13 protein-coding genes are annotated in these 19108 nt (G+C 46.8%); 10 read left to right on the top strand and 3 right to left on the bottom strand.

Features of this window, described 5'->3' with window-relative positions:
- Nucleotides 1-5: 5 nt before the first annotated feature.
- Both RQM65_RS15710 and RQM65_RS15705 read right to left on the bottom strand, forming a co-directional pair.
- Nucleotides 6-3509, bottom strand: coding sequence for a TonB-dependent receptor (locus tag RQM65_RS15710; protein WP_314016369.1), 3504 nt, complete (start codon nt 3507-3509; stop codon nt 6-8).
- A gap of 329 nt (nt 3510-3838) precedes the next feature.
- Entirely contained in the window at nt 3839-5002 is a 1164-nt protein-coding gene (locus RQM65_RS15705) for a FecR family protein (RefSeq protein ID WP_314016368.1), read from the bottom strand.
- Between the two features lie 152 nt (nt 5003-5154).
- Here RQM65_RS15705 and RQM65_RS15700 point away from each other — a divergent pair, with 152 nt between their 5' ends.
- Nucleotides 5155-5742, top strand: coding sequence for an RNA polymerase sigma factor (locus RQM65_RS15700; protein WP_314016367.1), 588 nt, complete (start codon nt 5155-5157; stop codon nt 5740-5742).
- A gap of 98 nt (nt 5743-5840) precedes the next feature.
- Here the strand turns inward: RQM65_RS15700 and RQM65_RS15695 are convergent, their stop codons facing one another.
- Nucleotides 5841-9131 (bottom strand): cytochrome c biogenesis protein CcsA, encoded by a 3291-nt coding sequence (locus tag RQM65_RS15695; protein WP_314016366.1) that lies wholly within the window; start codon nt 9129-9131, stop codon nt 5841-5843.
- A 374-nt stretch (nt 9132-9505) separates the two neighbouring features.
- Between RQM65_RS15695 and RQM65_RS15690 the strand changes: the two genes are divergently transcribed.
- From RQM65_RS15690 to RQM65_RS15650, 9 genes are all read left to right on the top strand, one after another.
- Nucleotides 9506-9919: a hypothetical protein gene (locus tag RQM65_RS15690; RefSeq protein ID WP_314016365.1), complete on the top strand. Its 414-nt coding sequence runs from the start codon at nt 9506-9508 to the stop codon at nt 9917-9919.
- The gene (locus RQM65_RS15685; protein WP_314016364.1) at nt 9916-10428 is read left to right on the top strand and encodes a hypothetical protein; all 513 of its coding nucleotides are present in this window, start codon (nt 9916-9918) and stop codon (nt 10426-10428) included. The genes RQM65_RS15690 and RQM65_RS15685 overlap by 4 nt, the downstream gene beginning before the upstream one ends.
- Before the next feature lie 155 nt (nt 10429-10583).
- Entirely contained in the window at nt 10584-11369 is a 786-nt protein-coding gene (locus RQM65_RS15680; RefSeq protein ID WP_314016363.1) for a Rossmann-like and DUF2520 domain-containing protein, read from the top strand.
- Between the two features lie 117 nt (nt 11370-11486).
- On the top strand, nt 11487-12014 hold the full coding sequence (locus RQM65_RS15675) for a KdsC family phosphatase (RefSeq protein WP_314016362.1): 528 nt from the start codon (nt 11487-11489) through the stop codon (nt 12012-12014).
- 38 nt (nt 12015-12052) lie between these two features.
- Nucleotides 12053-12643 (top strand): Maf-like protein, encoded by a 591-nt coding sequence (locus RQM65_RS15670; protein WP_314016361.1) that lies wholly within the window; start codon nt 12053-12055, stop codon nt 12641-12643.
- Between the two features lie 59 nt (nt 12644-12702).
- Nucleotides 12703-13650: a septum formation inhibitor Maf gene (locus tag RQM65_RS15665; protein ID WP_314016360.1), complete on the top strand. Its 948-nt coding sequence runs from the start codon at nt 12703-12705 to the stop codon at nt 13648-13650.
- Nucleotides 13647-14252, top strand: a complete 606-nt coding sequence (locus RQM65_RS15660) for a mechanosensitive ion channel domain-containing protein (RefSeq protein ID WP_314016359.1) — start codon at nt 13647-13649, stop codon at nt 14250-14252. The genes RQM65_RS15665 and RQM65_RS15660 overlap by 4 nt, the downstream gene beginning before the upstream one ends.
- Before the next feature lie 347 nt (nt 14253-14599).
- Nucleotides 14600-17110 carry a PIG-L family deacetylase gene (locus RQM65_RS15655; protein ID WP_314016358.1) on the top strand — a complete coding sequence of 837 codons (2511 nt, stop codon included), beginning with the start codon at nt 14600-14602 and terminating at the stop codon, nt 17108-17110.
- A gap of 251 nt (nt 17111-17361) precedes the next feature.
- Entirely contained in the window at nt 17362-19098 is a 1737-nt protein-coding gene (locus RQM65_RS15650) for a sodium:solute symporter family protein (RefSeq protein WP_314016357.1), read from the top strand.
- Nucleotides 19099-19108: the final 10 nt, after the last annotated feature.

Below are 19108 nucleotides of genomic sequence, written 5' to 3'. Positions count from 1 at the left end.
ATTTTTTAAAATTGAAAGGTTAATCCCAAGGAATAGGTTTTTGAAAACGGATTCACTTGTGCCGTGCTCCTATTGGATGATGCAGAAGGACTATTGAGATTCACCGACGAACTGGCCGCTTCTGGGTCGATATAATCGGTTAAAGGCGAAAAGGTGAACAAATTTTCCCCGCTGAGATAAACTCTGAGCCTTGTCGTAGGGGATTGTGAAATGATCCCTTCGGGTAGCGTATACCCCAAGGTCAAGTTCTTTAGGCGCAAATATGCCACGGATTGCAAATACCGGTCGTTAATTTTTTCCAGTGAACCTCCAATGGCAATGTATCCGTAATTTCTGGGAAAGTAGGCATCCGGATTTTCAGGTGACCACATGTTGTTGACAAGGTCTTTTCTGATGTAAGAGTTGTAAGGTCGATTGTATTGGGCCCAAAAAAAGCGGGAGTCGTTGTTCGGATACCAATCCTGTTTGCCTACTCCCTGAAAGAAACCAGAAATATCAAAACCTTTCCATTTGGCATCCAGTACAAAACTGTAAAGGTATTGCGGCGCCGAATTTCCAATAATTTCCCTGTCTCCAGGGTCGTTGGCAGTATTTTCGCCCTCACCGATGAAACTGTCGCCGTTCAGGTCTATATACTTCACGTCCCCAGGCTTAAGACCTCCTCCCGATGAGATGCGATTGGAAACAAAACTCTGATCCGCATGATTGGCAATTTCCTGTTCGGATTGGAATAGGCCTTCGATCCGATAGCCCCAAAGTTCGCCTATCGTCATCCCTTCATAGAAATCGATCAAACTCTTATTCGGATTCTCGAAACGGGTTATTTTGGTAATGGAATTCGATAAATTACCAGTGATGGAGAAAGAAAAAGGGTCATCGCCCAAATCAAAAGAATCTTGATAGCCCAAAGAAAGCTCAAAACCCCGAGCCCTTAAGTCCGCCGCGTTCTCTAGGGGGGATACCGTTCCCAGTACACTTGGGAGACTTGCTCCCGGGGCCAACATCCCCTTGGTATCACGCTGGAACCAATCAAAATTGGCGGTCAATCGATTATCGAACAAAGCAATATCGGTTCCAAAGTTCAGGGTACTGACCTTTTCCCAGGTAATTTCAGAAGGATTTAAACCGGGCGACTCGATGTAGTTCAAGCGGGTACCGTTCATTGGATAATTATAGGTACCGTTCGGTAAGGTGGGAAAATAGGCGTAATCATCAATATTTTGATTCCCTAGAGAACCGTAGGATGCCCTTAGTTTTAAAAGATTAACGCTTTCGGATAAATTTTTCAAAAATCCTTCCCTGTTAACTAACCATCCTGCGGAAATCGATGGAAAAAATCCCCAACGGTAGTCGGAAGGAAATCGCGAGGTAGCATCATATCTTCCATTCAATTCCAAAAGATATTTATCCTTGAAATCGTAGGACAGTCGATAGAACAAACCTTGCAGGGCCCATTCGGAAGCACTTCCGCCCGCCTCAGGGTTATCCGTAGCCAAGCCTAAAGAATTCAGATCATTAGAAATCAGGTTCTGTTTGCTAGCTTCGATACTTTTTGTCAAGAATGTCTCTTGGTTAAAACCGGCGGTTACCTTAACGCTATGATCATCAAAAGAGCCTTTGTACTCCCCATAAATATTCAACGCATCATAACTGCTTTCGGTTCGGTATTCGTTCAAATAATCGTTGCCTAGGAGTCCTATCTCTTCGGGATATATGGAATACGGGATTCGCGTGGACCGCTGGAATCGATTAAAGTTGTTTCTACGAACGGCATAATTCATATTGATAGTCGTAGACGCAAATGGCCTTATTTCGACAGAGGCAATGTTCGAAAATTCATCCGCATTCGTTACTTGTTTTGAAGTGCCCTGCAACAATCCCGCGTACACGCCGTCCCCTATCGTGTAATTGTTCAATTCAGTACGCCAAAGCGCGCCACCATTAGGGTTTACCGGAACATACGACGGTAAGGCATGTACCCAGATCAGGCTGCCCCAAGGTCTTCCATAGCTTCCGTATTGGCTTCCTCCATGTTCAATATCCTCGGAACTGTTGTATTGCATATTGTTCGAAAAGGTCATCCAATCGGTAGCTTCGATATCCAATTTGCCCCTTAGATTATATTTCTTGTAGGTATCATCCTGAACTTTAAGAATACCTGTCGACCTGTAATTTCTATACGAAAAGTTCGCCTTTATCTTTTCGGAACCACCGGAAACCGAAGCATTATAAATTTGGGATGGATAGCTTTTTCTAAAAAAGTAATTCCACCAGTCCGTATGTCCGTAGTGCACATACTGATCACGTCCATTTCTTTGATCTACGATTACCCTAGCCAGTGACGGATTTTGAGAGACCTTTAAAAGTTCTGCCATATCCTCTTCCGTATATCCGGTATAAGACGCCCCGCTATTATTCCTAAAGGCTTCATCAACTATGGATACGGCCTGGTAAGGGTCCGTAACGAAGTCGGTATTATTCGTCGGCGAACTGATAGCTGTAGTGACCCCTACGTTCACTTGAACATTGCCCTGCTTGGCGTTTTTTGTGGTAACCAATACTACTCCAAAAGAGCCCCTGGCGCCATAAATTGCGGCAGCCCCAGCATCCTTTAGCACACTTATTGACTCTACGTCGTTTGGATTCAAATTGCTCAGACTTCCTTCGATACCATCGATCAATATTAATGGTTGCCCCCCGTTGATGGAAGTAAAGCCCCGAATATTGATTCTCGGTTCTTCCCCTACCTTACCAGTGGACTGAGTGACGTTCAGACCGGGGCTAAGGCCTTGCAAACTGGAAGAAACGTCAGCTATGGGCCGTTCTGCAATATTTTCGGTTTCGACCGTACTGACCGCCGTTGAAAGCATCTCTCTTTCCGTTGTTCCGTACCCGACAACAACAACCTCGTCCAACCCTTGCGCACTTTCCTCCAACTGCACATTAAGGGTTGTCTGCCCATTGACAGCTACCTCCCTTTCGGCAAAACCGATATAAGAGATGACCAAAGTTGCATTTTCGTCGGAAAGTTCAATGGAGAAGTTGCCGTCAAAATCGGTTTGTACGCCATTGATTGTACCTTTTTCTAAAATGTTCGCTCCAGGAAGAGGGGTGCCATTCGTATCGGTGACGGTACCCGAAACTTGAAACTGTGTTGTCACTTTATCAGGTCCCGAAATTTTTGAAATCATAACTGGTGTTGATTTTTCAGGGTCCTTTCTTAGAATTATCTGCTTTTTCAATACTTCGTAAACAACATTGGTACCAGTAAATAGCTCCGATAAGACAGTAGTGATTTTTTCCTTTTCAACTTTTATGGATACCATCCTATCCACATCAACGTCGTTTCTATTCAACAAAAACTTGAAATCGGAGAGGGATTCTATCTGCTGAATCACTTCCTCGATCGTGACGTCGGGCATATCCAAGCTTATTCTCTTGTTCTGGGAATAGGTGTTTGCTTGGATTTGAAACAGGGAAATTATCGTGAGAAAGAATGTGAGTTTCATTTTTAAGCTTGCTTTAGGGATGTAAAGCCATACACCCCACAGGTTCGAGCGTTTTTTCATAATTTAGTGTAGTTATGTGGTTTAAAATCCGTTTTAAATCATTTTTACCGAATCGGGAAATGTGTCCGTATTTTTCGATTTTTCATTTTGAACTGATTTAGTGTTTTAAATTGTTTTTACCCATATAATTCTGTTTTAAAATTTATCGGTTTGTAGCTCTGAGTATTAGATACACCAATTGGCACATTCTCCATCCACATATTGATTTGTTCTTAATCACTCAGTATTTTGTACCTGTGACGGAACTTGCCGCTCCAAGTCTAAATTCCTCACTCGATGATCACTTCATTGTCTTCAATCCTGTACGCAATTGCATAGCTTTTACTGAACGATTCCAACACCTCTTCAATGGTCTCGATATCAAAGGTGGCATCAAACAACTGCTCGTCAAGGTCTTTGTTGCTGTTCTTTATGGTGACATTGTATTTCCGCTCCAAGGCCTGCCGGATCTGTTGAAAGGGGGTGTTGCGGAAAACCAGCCTGCCCTGCATCCAGGCCGTATATATGTCCGTATCGACATTTTCGAGGGCGATGGCGTTATCCGCTGGTCTCCATTCGGCTTTAAACCCAGGTTCTAGCAAGGTGCCTTCCCCGCTTTTGTCGTTCTTTTTATTCGTACGGAGCGCTACCGAGCCTTCGACCAAAACGGTATTAATGTTCTGGTCTTCGGGATAATGGGATACATTGAATTGGGTACCCAAGACTTCGATGGCAAGTTCATCGGCATGCACCGTAAAAGGATGCTCTGTGTCTTTTACTACATCAAAGTAAGCCTCCCCGGTCAAATACACGTTGCGATTCTTACCCCTCACAAACCGTACGGGATACCGTAGCGTGGTGCCGGAATTTAAAAAAACATGGGTGCCATCGGATAGTACCACATCAAAACGTTTACCGTAAGGCACGTTTATGGTGTTGTGAAATAATTGTTTACGGCTGTTGGTTTGGGCAAAAGTGGTAGCGGATTCCCGATAGGTTAGTTTTGACCCGTTCTGGGTTCCGATTATAGTTCCCTTTGCATCCTTTACCTTTCGATTCGTCAAAGGGTCCAAGGTTTCAATGGTTCCATTATCCAAAGTTATGGTAACAGCTTCCTTTTTGGAAACAAGTTTGTCCGATACAGATCTCCCAACCTGGTTTTGATGATAAAAATACCCCAAGGCCATAAATACTAGTCCGATTGCCGCATATTTCATGAACGAACGGAAATTTCTGCGGCGAAAGACGCTTCTATCCTTTTTCATCCTCCGCATAAGGGCTTCCTTTATTTTATCGGTATCCGGTTCGTTCATTGCAGTGGAGGTTTCATAGTGTGCTCGAACGAATTCTTCAAAAATCCATTCATTGTCCGCTACCATAATCCAATCGGACAGCGCATCCAAATCTTCGGTCGTTGCCTCGTTCAGAAGGTATTTTACAATTTGGTTTTCCATTCCTCGATTGCGCAGATTGACCTAGTCTTTATAGTTAAGACAAAGCCAATTCACAATACCCTAACTTTTTGTTGGCATTATTTCACATTTCCATTTTACTCTACATTTTATGGGATAATGCTATATATTTGGGATAAACGGATTAGGACACTATGAAAGATAAGGTTAGCACGGAACTGATCGAACGGCTGCGAAACGGCGAGGAAGACGCCTTTATCGAGTTGGTGGATCTTTATAATCGTAAACTCTTCGGATATGCACTCACATTGACCAACGACCATGCGTGGGCACAGGATGTGCTTCAGAATGTATTTTTACGAACTTACGAAAAGCGAAAAAAATTACATATCACCTCTTCCTTACAGAACTATCTGTTCCGGTCGGTGTACAACGAGTTTATCAACCAATATAAAAAGAACCGCTCGACAATGATTTTAGAGCAGAAATATTTCGAGGCTTTGGACAAGGCGGTGCAATCGCATAAGGACACTTCTTGGGAGAAAATCATGGTCCGGGTTACCCAAGAAATTGAAAATCTGCCGCCAAAATGCCAGGAAGTGTTTTTGCTAAGCCGGAAAGAGGGACTCACCAATCCCGAAATCTCGGAATATCTTAAGGTTTCTAAAAAGACGGTAGAGGCTCACCTTACCAAGGCTTTTGGAGTACTGCGGAAGAAACTGGGCGCGGAATATCGAACGTTTTTGTTCGTGTTTTTCGGGAGAAAGGGTTTGACGAGGTAGAGCAGTAAGCAAGAACCTTGATCAAACCGTAGAGGTTAATCCCGCAGAGGCTATCATCACTCCGATGCGGGGGAGATTCTGCCGGAACTTTTGGAACCCTAAGCGGCGTTGGCCGATTTTCGCTTTGAAGGCCGATTTCCCTTTACGTAGTGTACCCGGTACCGCCAATAACTGATGCCGCCTAGAATTAGCGCGCCTAACGCAATGAACCACACGTAGTCCGGGGTAATGGCCGCGGCACCACTTTGGCCATAGCTGTGTAGCCCTACCAAATAGTAGTTGACACCGAAGTAGGTCATCATGATACTACCGAAGGAGATGACGCTTAGAAAATTGAACGTCCACCTGCCTCGAAGTCCAGGTACAAGGCGGGTATGGATAACGAAGGCATACACCATAATCGAAATTAGGGCCCAGGTTTCCTTTGGATCCCATCCCCAATAGCGGCCCCAACTTTCGTTGGCCCATTGACCTCCCAAAAAGTTACCGATGGTCAGCATGGCCAGCCCGACGGTAAGGGAGAGTTCGTTGATAACGGTCAGTTCCTTGATATTGACATCCATCTTGGACTTGTTCTTTTTGTTGGTCATGATCATTAACAGCAAACAGACCACCCCTAAAATCATCCCGACCGTTAGGGGACCGTAGCTTCCGACAATTATCGATACGTGTACCATCAACCAATAGCTGTCAAGCACGGGTACCAAATTGGAAATAGAAGGATCTACCCAATTCTGATGGGCCACAAATAGTAACATAGCTGTCACAAATGAGGTAGCGGCGATCGTCATGTCACTTTTACGGGCGAACAGCAGTCCCATACCCATAGTCGCCCACGATACATAGAGAATACTTTCATAGGCGTCGCTCCAAGGGGCGTGGCCGGAAATGTACCAGCGCAAGATCAGCCCGGCGGTATGCCAAAGAAAGAGGATAAATATCGTGCCTTTGAGGGAATAACTGGCGATTCGCCAAATAGACCGGTCCTTGAAAATTTGGAAAATCAGTACAAAAAACATGAAGAAACCGACCACCCCGTAGAGCCTGTACAGATGGTTGAAAATATCGAGCTTGTTGTAAATAACCTCGGCATTGATCTTTTGGTCGGAGGGCAACACCTCGCCGCCATGGTTTTTCTGATTCTGCTTAAAGGCCTCCAGGAGTTTGTCCGCATCGGCATAGTCCCCCGTTTCGTTGGCTTGTCGCAGGGTCATCAGATAATAGGGAACGGAATTCTTTATAAAGTTCGCATATAGGGAGTCGGATACTTGGTATTGCCCGCTTCGATATTCAACGGCGGAGATCCATTTGTTGTTCTGGTCGTTCAGCAGGGGGAAAATTTTGATAATTCTTCCGCTGAGGGCCTGGTCCAAAAGACTAAGGCGAACGTTGACCTCCTTAAAATCCTTTTGCATCTGATTGGGATTGTTGGTCGCAGTAGCGTCCCTAAGAAATGGTTCCAACTTATAACTGCCATTGTCGTTGAAGAAATCGGTCGCCTTGGCATATTCCTGGCCTTCCGGAATTCCAATGACATGCCTTAGGCTATCGTTCTGTCCCTTTTTGTCCACCGCTAAAAACTCTGCATTGTACCATGCGGCGGGCGCCATCATCATGGACAGGAATACCTGGTCGGCATTCATATCCCTAAACCTATCCTTCAGGCTCAGCTTGCGCAATAGTTCCGAGGAAAAGGTGTGAATGGGCTTCATCCGCCCTCCATCGTCTTGAATAACGAGCTTGCCGAATTTTTCGGCGTGTTCCTCGGATACGATGGTAGTCTGGAGCAGCGAATCGATCTGGGCCTGGGTAGGCATTCGTCGCCGGTGCTCGTGGCCGTCACCCACCGCGTGCTCCTGTAAATCGGCAGCTTGCTCCACGGAGACTTGTTCCGGGTCTTGCCCTGCGGTTGCCTTTTGGGGCTCTTGCGCCTGCAATCCGAACAGTCCGCCTAGCATCAAAACAGCGGCCAGCGTCTTCTTTTTGTGCTTTAACTTATTAAGGGATTTCCCCAGATCCTTAAACCGGGTCTTTCCGAAGAACATGATACCCATCAAGCCAGCATAAAGTAGAAAATAGCCGATATAGGTAATCCAAGTACCCCATTGGTCGTGATTGACGGACAGCACGGTGCCCTTTTCATCGGGGTCGAAACTGGATTGAAAAAACCGGTACCCCCCTTGATCCAGAATATGGTTCATATAGATATCGTAATCATACGGGCGCTCGTTCTCTACAGTCACTTTGCTCATAAATGATTTGTAACCTTTTTCGGTACCTGGATATTTTTCTGCGATAAAGTCGTTGAGTTTGATGCCGAACGGCAGCTCATAGACCCTGGAACCGTAGCTGAGGCTGAATTCGAGCCCCCCGACTTCGAACTTGTCCGTGAAGGTGGCATAGCCCTTGGCCCCCAGTATTTTCTTTTGAACGGATTCCCCGTTCGCGGTGACCTCGACCACTAGCGCGTCTTTGGTGCCCTGGTCCATTTCTTCCGCCGGTACCTTCACCACCCCGTACGATCCCTTTACGATCGGTTCGGGAACCACGAATTGCATCCCTGCCATATTGTAGAGGGACCGCAACTGAAATTCCTGCAGGCTGTCTTTGGCGACTTGGCCTTGCTGCTGGTCCGCCATCCGCATAAAATCACCTTCGAAAGGAGATTTTATTTGGTACGTGCTATCCGTTGACATGATATTAATGGCCCCCTCCGTCGGTTTGTTTAGCGCAAAAAGCACCCCATGGATACTGGACACCTTTCCGCTCTCCAAAAAATGTTCATGGCGTTGTCCGCCTCCGGCCTCGACGACCTTTAGGTATTCCTTCCCATTTTCGTCGGGAATCAGGCCTTCCTTGGCCCCATCGATGAAGTCCACATACGAGATCGTAAATGGCTGTCCGTTGTAATCGGAATCCCAAGGCAGGTTGGATTTTAGGCCCTCGGCAGTTACGATCAGGTCTTCCTGCAGGGTCTTACGTCTGGGTTGCCCATCGATTTCTCCGTCCACAAAAGCGGTCAAATAGGTTTTGTCGGAGTAAAATACTTTTTCGGTCTTGCCTTCCCGGATGGGCATCATGCCCTCATAACTGATATATCTGGTTACAAAAGCACCGACGATAATCAATATCCAGGAGAGGTGTAGAATTAGCACCGGCCATTTTTCCCAACGCAGCAGACGGTAGCGAAACATATTCCCGATAAAATTGATGACAAAGAACACCATAATGGCCTCGAACCACCAGGCGTTGTATATATAGATACGGGCGGTATCCGTGCTGTATTTACTTTCGATAAAGGTGCCAAAAGCCATCGCGACGGCAAAAGCGATAAAAAGGATGGCCATTAATCGGGTGGAGAAGAAAAATTTTTTGAGCAGATCTATCATCAGCGGCCGAATTGGTTTTCAGCATGCAAAAATACGGGTCTTTTTGGGATTTTTAGGAATGATAACGGCTTATTCGGATAGGACAAAATGTTAATTGTAAGTGAAAATTTCCATTAGAATATAGTATAGTGGACGAAGAAAAGAAAGTAACACCGGTCAACTATACAAAAATAGCCTCCATATACACAAAATTCCTATTCAGCTGTAAGTTTATTCGATAATATTATAAGTACACTTGGACAATGAGGTGACGTGAACAAAAATCATAGAGAAACCAGAATCAAATCAACGGAAACCATAACCCTTTCAACTCCACACGAGATGACGTTGCTCAAAATGTATCAAAGGATGTTTCCCCTAAAAATTTGTGAGATATGAACGTGTTTAAATCGTCCCTCGTTCTCTTGATTTTGACCTCCGTGTCCATCATGGCCCAGGACACCTTAAATACAGAACTACTTAACAATGCCCCTCCCTCGCCTGAGAATTTAAACGCAACGGTGATAACTCCAATGTCCAGGTTGGAATTTAGGTTATCCCTATCCATTTTGGGATTTGGATTAGTGGTTATCCTACTTGAAATTTTCCTGATCAAAATCAGGAAAATAAACTCTGAGGATACGATTAAATTCATTACGATAACATTGATTATTATCGCAACGCTCTTTCTCATTACCGCGGGTTACAGCAACGACCAAATCGCACCGGCCGTTGGGCTTTTGGGAACGATTGCAGGTTATTTATTAGGGCGCATTCAGAACGTAAACTCTAAAAATGGGGAGAAATGAGATTGTGCCATGCCATACTGCTAGGATTGTTAGTCTCTGGCTGTGTTTATGCGCAGGAAGAAGAGGTTCAGGAGGCGGAAGACGCAATGGAGACCGCTACCGAAATGACTGTGGAAGAAAAACACGCGTCCGAACATACCTGGCAAGAGAACCCGGTAAGTGCTGAGGAAAAAAAACCCCGGGCCGAGAACGCCTTGGAGGATGCCGCCGAGATGCGTAAAGCAGAATCAGTTGGGACAATGCAAATCGGGAAAGGACTCACAAAGCATACTGTTGGAATCTTTAATCCGACAAAGTTTAAGATTATTATCTGGTTAGGAATTCATGATAGGTTCCAACCCTTTGAGCTTGAGGAAGGAATTATGTGGTATAGCCATAAATATGAAGACGGTCCGATTGTTAAAATCCACACCAAAAACCAAAATGTAATCTATCAACTGACACTTGGCAGTTCGTACCTGATTTGTTGGAATGTCGATCGTAATTGTTGGGACATTAAAAAAATGTGATTTATACATCGGTTCGCACACCGCGTCAAGGACATACAACCACAATGGCCCTACCCGTATCTTCCAATACGGTAGGGAAATCCAAATGATTTACGCTTTACTTTTTTCAACAACCGCATCACCTTTTACATACTAAATATTCTTATTTTCGCGCTATGCTACGCATCAGTATTTTTGGCACGGGTAACGTGGCCGGACACTTGTTCGAAGCGTTTGCAGCGGCAGATAGTGTAGAGGTCGAACAGGTGATCGGCAGGAATAAAACCGCCTTGGCCTCTTTTGAAAGGAAAGCGGAAACGGTATCGGACTTTACACAGATCGCCGATACCGACATCTTTATCATCGCGGTAAAGGACGGTGCGATAGCGGAGATATCCGAATATCTGAAGGAAAAAAAGGGATTGGTGGTACATACCTCCGGAAGCGTGCCGATGGCCGTCCTTTCACACTGCCCGCGATATGGTGTGCTGTATCCGTTGCAAACCTTTAGCAAAGACCGGAACCTGGTTATGGATTCCGTCCCTTTTTGTTTGGAGGCGCATGATAAGCGGGACTTGCAGCTGCTCAAGAAATTGGCCGGACGGATATCTGGGAAGATTTACGAAGTCGATTCCCAACAACGCAAGGCCTTGCATCTGGCGGCGGTTTTTGTAAATAATTTTACGAACCACCTCTACCACATCGGAAAGGAAATCTGCGATGAAAAAGGATTGCCGTTCGCTATTTTACAGCCCCTGATCGAGGAAACCGCGGACAAGATAAAACAGCTGTCCCCTTACGAAGCGCAGACGGGCCCGGCCCGACGGGGAGATTCCGAAACCATGGCAGCGCATTTGGAGCAAGTGACGAAACTGGAGAATCCGACCTTTAAGGATGTTTACGAAATCTTGAGCGCATCCGTTAAAAAATTATACCGGACAGATGATGGGGCTTCCAACTAAAAACCAGGAACATCCCGGTGGGAAAAAACCATCATTATCGATTCAATGGTCGATGGTCCCTCCCGTCCCAAAGACGGGAGCTTATCCCAAATAATAACTAATAATACATCTAAACCCTTGGAAAAAAGTTACAAAGAAAGCCTGAAAGATATAGATACCTTCGTTTTTGATGTGGACGGGGTCTTTACCGACAGCACCCTTATCATTACTACCGATGGGGACATGCTAAGAAAGATGAGCGTGAAAGACGGGTATGCCCTAAAGACGGCTTTACAAAAAGGATATAACGTATGTGTCATTTCCGGAGGCACCAATGAGGGGGTCAGAAATCGGCTCAAGGCCTTGGGGGTAACGGATATCTATCTCGGGGCCCACCATAAAATGGACGCGCTGGAAGAGTATATGGATATCTACGAAATATCGGCCGCCACCATGCTGTATATGGGCGACGACATTCCCGATATTCCCCCGATGCAAACGGTCGCCATCCCCACCTGCCCCCAGAACGCGGTGCCCGAAGTAAAGGCGATTTCCAAATATGTTTCCCATAAAAACGGCGGGGAAGGCTGTGTACGCGACGTTATCGAGCAGGTCTTAAAGGTCCGAGGCGATTGGAACGGGAATTTTAGTGCGGCAAAGGATTGAAAAATCAATTAAAAACAATCTCACTCCGACTATAAAATATGCTTCCGGAAAAATTAAAAAACTACAACATCATCCTAGCGTCGGGATCTCCAAGAAGGCAGCAGTTTTTTAGGGAATTGGGACTGGATTTCGAAATCCGCCTTAAACCCGTGGAGGAAGTATATCCAAAAAAACTACGGGGAAGCGCCATCTCCGATTACCTGGCCGAACTCAAGGCTTCCGCTTTTGAGGGAAGCTTGGCATCCGACGAAATACTGATCACTTCGGATACCGTAGTCTGGCATAACCATAAGTCACTGGCGAAGGCCAAGGACGCCGAGGAGGCCCACAGCATGTTAAAAACCCTATCCGGCGATTGGCACGAGGTCATCACCTCAGTGTGTTTTACGACCCGTACCGGACAAAAGACCGTCAACCACAGCACAAAGGTCAAGTTCAGGGTATTGTCTGAAGAAGAAATCCGTTTTTACGTTAAAAACTACAGACCCTTCGACAAGGCGGGGGCCTACGGCATTCAGGAATGGATCGGGCTGATCGGTATCGAAAAAATCGAAGGCTCTTACTTCAACGTGGTCGGGCTACCGACGCATTTGGTGTACGAGTCGCTGTTAGAGATAGTGAAACCATGAAACGCTTTTTACTGGATTGGATAAAAAGGTTTTGGTATTTTTATTGAAAATCACACAAAATGAAAACCTGGATCAAACTGGAGCTTGCGGTACTCGCCTTGGCCGCCCTATCCCAAATCATGGCATCTTGCACCGACAAAAAGTCCACTGACACAGAGGATGCAAGGAAAACGGCGCAAAACTCGGACACCAAGGCCAAAAAACAGCTGTCCGAAGCTTTTAAGTCATACTGGTACGCCGGGGAGGCCGAAATAACCTCCTATCAACTACAGCAGGCCCGATATGGTGAAACCCGTGATGGGCAGGCCGTCCTTATTTATGTTACGGAACATTTCTTGCCCGAAGCGCAGGTGAAGGCCGACGAGAGCCATCCGGACAATGTACCAGTGCTTAAGCTCAATGCCACCAAAAATTACCTGACCGGCATCTACCCCTACTCCATAATGACCAGTACTTTTTATCCGGTGTACGAGAACCGACATGCCCTGAAGGTCGCCTTCTCGTCCCAGGAATGGTGCGGACAGGTGTATGCGCAGTTAAACAACCGGGAGCAGTTCGAAATCATGTCCCATTCCTATTTCGAAGGAGAGGCGGATCAGGAGCTGAGGCTGGAGAAGACCATCCTCGAAGACGAAATCTGGAACAAGGTCCGAATCGATCCAGCGGGACTCCCCATCGGGGACCACAAGGTAATCCCATCCCTGGAATACCTTCGATTGTCCCACAAGGACCTTAAGGCCTACGCGGCCAACCTGAGCCTCTCCGATTCTGAAGGTATCAGCACTTACGAAATCAACTATCCGGAATTGGAGCGGATCCTTAAGATCGACTTCTCCACCGAATTTCCCCACGAAATCCAAGGTTGGTCGGAAACTGCCAACAGCGGTTTCGGGACGAACGCAAAGCAGATGACCTCGACGGCGACTAAAATAAAAACATTAAAGACCCCGTATTGGCAGCAGAACGGAAACAAGGATCTATATTTGCGCGATAGTCTAGGATTATGATCTCCATAGAAGAATTTCTTGCCAACTACAAAAACGAGTTGCTGGCCACCGCGATTCTCATAGTCGTCTTGGTAATATCAAAAATGGCCTTGACAAAGACCATTCGCCGTGTCGGTCGGATGAGCGATATCGTTGAGGCCCGCACCCTACTGATTACCAAATATGTATCTATGTTGCTGACGACATTGGGTATCGGTATTCTGGTTTTTATTTGGAACATCAACGTAAAGGACGTCGGGATCGCTTTCGCTTCTGTCTTTACGGTTATCGGGGTTGCGCTGTTTGCTAGCTGGTCCATTCTAAGTAATGTCACGGCCGGCGTGGTCCTGTTCTTCTCCTTTCCCTTTAAAATCGGGGACCGCGTAAAGATAATGGACAAGGATGTCGAAGGCGAAGAACCCTACCTCATCGAAGATATACGCGCCTTTCACGTAAGCCTGCGGAAAGACAACGGCGAGCTATTGGTCTACCCGAACAACCTGATGATGCAGAAAGCGGTGACCCTACTGTACAATCACATCGTCGTTGACGAAGAAGTGGTCGGGAAAGATAATACGGAGCAAAACCTTCCAAATTCCCCGAAATCGCCTGGACTCAAATGAAGTGCCTCGCAGCCGCGTTCCAAATCGGCGACTTCGGAAATGGTTTCAATTTGATTCCATTTGTTAAAGAAATAAAATAAATAGGCTCGCTTGCTATTCTTCTTATCTTTGGAAAACGACCATTGTGCTATGTTAAATCTGAAATGTCGTTTAAGGCAGTCACGGATTTTGCTTCAGGCCTAGGCACGACACAGCGAAAGCTGTGGGCGAGCCGGAGCGATGGCAAGCAAAGCCGTAGCCACGGAATTATTTTTTAACGACGGCGTGGATCAAAAGACGACCAGGATTATACGACAATTTTAGGTTAACAGAGCACTAGTATCCCTTACTGTACTAAAACCAACTTTATGCGTCATTTTTTGATGTGTTCTTTAGGAATTCTTTTCCTTTTCAGTACCGCAGTGGCCCAGAAGCCCGATCAGCTTTCTTCTTCAGAAATCTACCATTCGCTTCAAAAGCTCAATTTTTTGGGATCCGCACTATTTGTGGCCGCGCATCCCGACGATGAGAATACCCGCTTGATTTCGTATCTGTCCAACGCCGTGCACGCCCGTACCGGGTACCTGTCCCTTACCCGGGGCGACGGGGGGCAGAACCTTATCGGTCCTGAGCTGCGGGAACTGCTGGGCGTACTGCGTACCGAAGAACTGTTGGCGGCAAGACGGGTCGATGGGGGAAACCAATTTTTCACCAGGGCGAACGATTTCGGATACTCTAAAAATCCTGATGAAACCTTGGAAATCTGGAACAAAGAGGCCGTCTTGGGCGATGTGGTATGGGCCATACGCCAATTCAGGCCCGATGTAATCATCAACCGTTTCGACCATCGGAGTCCCGGGACCACCCACGGGCACCATACGGCCTCCGCAATGTTGAGCGTTGAGGCCTTCGACCTGGCCGATGACAGATCCGCCTACCCCGATCAGCTTTCCCTAACCGAGACCTGGCAGCCCAAACGGCTGTTTTTCAACACCTCTTGGTGGTTTTATGGCAGCGAGGAGAAGTTCCAAAATGCGGACAAATCGAAGATGGTGGACCTCGATGTCGGAGGTTATTATCCCATTCTCGGAACCTCCAACAATGAAATTGCCGCTTTGGCCAGTAGCCAACACCTTTCGCAAGGCTTTGGAAGACTTTCAGAACGGGGCAGGCAAGACGAGTATCTGGAGTTGCTCAAAGGAAATCTGCCGAGCGATATTCCGAATATTTTCGACGGAATCGATACCAGTTGGGCCCGCCTCGAAGGAGGGGCAGCTATCGGGGAAATCCTACACGCGGTCGAGGAAAATTTCGATTTTGAAAATCCATCCAGACACCTTCCCGAACTTTTGAAAGCTTACACCATCCTCCAGAATCTTCCTGACGACCATTGGAAAAAAGTGAAATCCAAGGAACTCAAAAATCTGATTGCCGAAGTAACGGGGCTCTATCTGGAAGCATCCTCCGCATCGGCCACCACAAATCCCGGAGGCCAGGTTCAGCTCAATATAGAGGCCATCAACCGAAGCGGTGCCGATATGGTGCTGAAATCCGTTCGTATTTCATCCGCGGATGCCGCAATAGATCCCGACATCCCCCTAAAAGACAATCAAAAACGGAATTTCGAGCTAACCCTGAACGTGCCTCCGAACACGGAATATACCAGTCCATATTGGCTCAAGGAAAAGGGAAGCCTGGGCATGTATAAGGTACCCCAGCAAGAACTGATCGGTAAACCCGAAACGCCTAGGGCCTTTAAAGCAGCCTTTGAAATCGAATTAAACGGAACCCCGATCGCCTTCGAAAAACCCATCGTGTATCGCTATGCCAAACCGGAAAAAGGGGAACTGTACCAGCCCTTTGAGGTCTTACCGGAGGCAACGGCCGGATTTAGCGACAAAGTGTTGATCTTTGCCGATGGAAATTCCAAGCAAATTCCCGTCACCGTTGTCGCCCACGCAGATGGCATTAAAGGGCAGGTACAACTTCAACACGGCGATGGGTGGTCCGTCGATACCGGATCCAAAAGTTTCGAGATTGCCAAGAAGGGGGATAAAAAAACCGTTTTCTTTACCTTGACCCCGCCCGAACAAGAAAACGAGAGCTATATTTCGCCTATTGTTAAGATCAATGGCAAGGAATTCACCAAAGAGCTGGTCGAGATTGTCTATGACCATATCCCAAATCAATCCGTTTTGCTGCCCTCCGAAGCGAAGACGGTACGGCTCAACATTAAAAAAGCCGGGGAACAGATCGGTTACATCCCCGGGGCGGGCGACGAGGTGCCCGAAAGTTTGAGACAGATCGGTTACAACGTACGCACTATTGCGCCCGGCTCAATCGGCACGGGAAGTTTAGCGCCCTATGATGCGGTAGTGGTCGGTATCCGTGCCTACAATGTGGTCGATGAACTCAAGTTCAAACAGCGCTATCTGCTCGACTATGTCAAAAGCGGCGGAACGCTAATCGTGCAGTACAATACCGCTGGCCGTTGGGACGAGCAGTTCAAGAACATTGCCCCCTACCCCCTAACCCTGTCCCGGGACCGGGTGACGGACGAAAATTCCCCAGTGGAAATATTAGCAAAAGATCATCACTTGATCAATTTTCCCAACACCATTACGCCGTCCGATTTTGAGGGGTGGGTACAGGAACGCGGACTCTATTTCCCTAACGAATGGGCAAAGGAATTTACGCCGATACTCTCCATGCACGACAGCGGCGAGAACCCTAAAAAAGGAAGCCTCTTAATCGCGGGATACGGAAAGGGATATTATATCTACACCGGGCTGAGTTTTTTCAGGGAGCTGCCCGCAGGGGTCCCGGGCGCCTATAAACTGTTCGCGAACATGCTTTCTATAGGAGAGGCGGGGGATTAGTATTGAGTATTAAGTATTGAGTATTAAGTACAGCGTGTTAAGTAGTGCGACATGGGCCGAATTAACAGAAACAAATAATTGATAATCAATTAACAATCAATAACTAGTAATTTGTAATTAATAATTTTTAATCATCATCCACCCCCACCATGCTCGATAAATTCGATTGGAAAAAAGAATATACCTTGGTGCTCGTATTGAACATCATCTATGTTCTGGTATTTAGCTACCTGATGACAGCCTTTACCTAAATGAGCACGCTTGACTGGACCATATTATCAGGTACGCTGCTGTTTATAGTGTCTTACGGCGTCTGGCGCACCCGCGGCAGCAAAAACGTCGATGACTATGTCGGAGGGGGAAAGGATGCGAAGTGGTGGACGATCGGACTATCGGTCATGGCCACGCAGGCCAGTGCCATCACCTTTCTATCTACGCCAGGACAGGCTTTTCATGACGGCTTGGGATTTGTGCAGTTCTATTTCGGACTGCCCTTGGCCATGATCATCATCTGTCTGGTATTCGTGCCCCTCTACCATCGGCTGAAAGTGTACACCGCCTACGAATTTCTTGAAAACCGCTTCGATCTTAAGACCCGCTCATTGGCCGCTATCCTCTTTTTAATCCAAAGGGGACTGGCAGCAGGAATTACTATTTTCGCTCCGTCAATCATCTTATCGGCCATTCTCGGTTGGCACCTGCGTACCCTCAACATCATTATCGGGGTGTTGGTCATCATATACACCGTATCCGGAGGCACCAAAGCGGTCAGCGTTACCCAAAAACAACAGATGTTCATCATCATGACCGGGATGTTCGTGACCTTCTTCTTTATCCTGGGATACCTTCCGGCTGATATTGATATGGGAAAGGCCCTAAAGATCGCGGGGGCCAGTAACAAACTGCAAATTCTAGATTTTAGTTTCGATACCTCCAGCCGTTATACCTTTTGGAGCGGTATTACCGGAGGTCTTTTTTTGGCCTTGGCCTATTTCGGAACGGACCAAAGTCAGGTGCAACGCTATCTTTCCGGAAAATCGATGCGTGAAAGCCAGCTGGGCCTGGTTTTTAACGCAATTTTTAAGATTCCCATGCAGTTCTTCATCCTTCTGGTCGGCGTCATGGTCTTCGTTTTTTACCAGTACAATCCCTCTCCCCTAAATTTCAATCCATCTGCCACCAATGCGGTGATGGAATCGCCGTATGCAAAAGATTATGAGATACTGCAAGAGGGACAGTATCAACTCGAGGAGGAAAAGAAAATGGCACAGAACAAGTTCTCCGCCGCCCTTGAGCTCAAGGAATACACTGCCGTCGAAGAGGCTAAGGCAGAGATTATCGCCCTGAATAAAAAGGACAGCACCAACCGAGCCGCCGCCAAAGCCCTTATCACGGAGGCGGACAGCGTTGTAGAGACCAACGATAAAGACTATGTGTTCATCCACTTTATACTCCACAACCTTCCCCAAGGCTTGATCGGGCTCCTATTGGCCGTAATCTTATCGGCCGCCATGTCATCGACCGCATCCGAACTGAACGCTTTGGGTACCATCACAGCGTTGGATTTGTATAAAAGGAACAAAAAGGGAGTTTTCACGGAGCGCCATTACGTTCTGGCTACAAAAGGCTTCACCCTTGTATGGGGCCTAATAGCCATCGGAATAGCCAGTATTGCCGACCTTTTTGATAATCTGATCCAGCTGGTCAACATTATCGGATCTATTTTCTACGGTAATGTACTGGGTATATTTCTCTTGGCCTTCTTCTTTCGGTTCGTTAAGGGAAACGCGGTTTTCTTTGCCGCCATTCTGACCCAGCTGATTATTTTCGTATTGTTCTACACCCTGATTTTTGCCTACCCCGAGGGCGAGGAAAAGCTGAGCTATCTATGGCTCAACTTCATCGGATCGGCCCTGGTTATCTCTATCGCCCTGGTTTTCGAAGGTTTTGACCGGTTGCTGAAAAACCCCCCGGTGGGAGAACGATAAAAGACGGGGC

It is taken from the genome of Pricia mediterranea (assembly GCF_032248455.1).
GTDB classification, from domain to species: Bacteria; Bacteroidota; Bacteroidia; order Flavobacteriales; family Flavobacteriaceae; genus Pricia; species Pricia mediterranea.
This window is presented reverse-complemented; position numbering and strand designations above follow the sequence as displayed.

What these genes read in the sequence shown, in the direction of transcription:
- RQM65_RS15710 (WP_314016369.1), bottom strand. Translation starts at nt 3,509, where the DNA reads ATGAAACTCACATTCTTTCTCACGATAATTTCCCTGTTTCAAATCCAA.
- RQM65_RS15705 (WP_314016368.1), bottom strand. Translation starts at nt 5,002, where the DNA reads ATGGAAAACCAAATTGTAAAATACCTTCTGAACGAGGCAACGACCGAA.
- RQM65_RS15700 (WP_314016367.1), top strand. Translation starts at nt 5,155, where the DNA reads ATGAAAGATAAGGTTAGCACGGAACTGATCGAACGGCTGCGAAACGGC.
- RQM65_RS15695 (WP_314016366.1), bottom strand. Translation starts at nt 9,131, where the DNA reads ATGATAGATCTGCTCAAAAAATTTTTCTTCTCCACCCGATTAATGGCC.
- RQM65_RS15690 (WP_314016365.1), top strand. Translation starts at nt 9,506, where the DNA reads ATGAACGTGTTTAAATCGTCCCTCGTTCTCTTGATTTTGACCTCCGTG.
- RQM65_RS15685 (WP_314016364.1), top strand. Translation starts at nt 9,916, where the DNA reads ATGAGATTGTGCCATGCCATACTGCTAGGATTGTTAGTCTCTGGCTGT.
- RQM65_RS15680 (WP_314016363.1), top strand. Translation starts at nt 10,584, where the DNA reads ATGCTACGCATCAGTATTTTTGGCACGGGTAACGTGGCCGGACACTTG.
- RQM65_RS15670 (WP_314016361.1), top strand. Translation starts at nt 12,053, where the DNA reads ATGCTTCCGGAAAAATTAAAAAACTACAACATCATCCTAGCGTCGGGA.
- RQM65_RS15665 (WP_314016360.1), top strand. Translation starts at nt 12,703, where the DNA reads ATGAAAACCTGGATCAAACTGGAGCTTGCGGTACTCGCCTTGGCCGCC.
- RQM65_RS15660 (WP_314016359.1), top strand. Translation starts at nt 13,647, where the DNA reads ATGATCTCCATAGAAGAATTTCTTGCCAACTACAAAAACGAGTTGCTG.
- RQM65_RS15655 (WP_314016358.1), top strand. Translation starts at nt 14,600, where the DNA reads ATGCGTCATTTTTTGATGTGTTCTTTAGGAATTCTTTTCCTTTTCAGT.
- RQM65_RS15650 (WP_314016357.1), top strand. Translation starts at nt 17,362, where the DNA reads ATGAGCACGCTTGACTGGACCATATTATCAGGTACGCTGCTGTTTATA.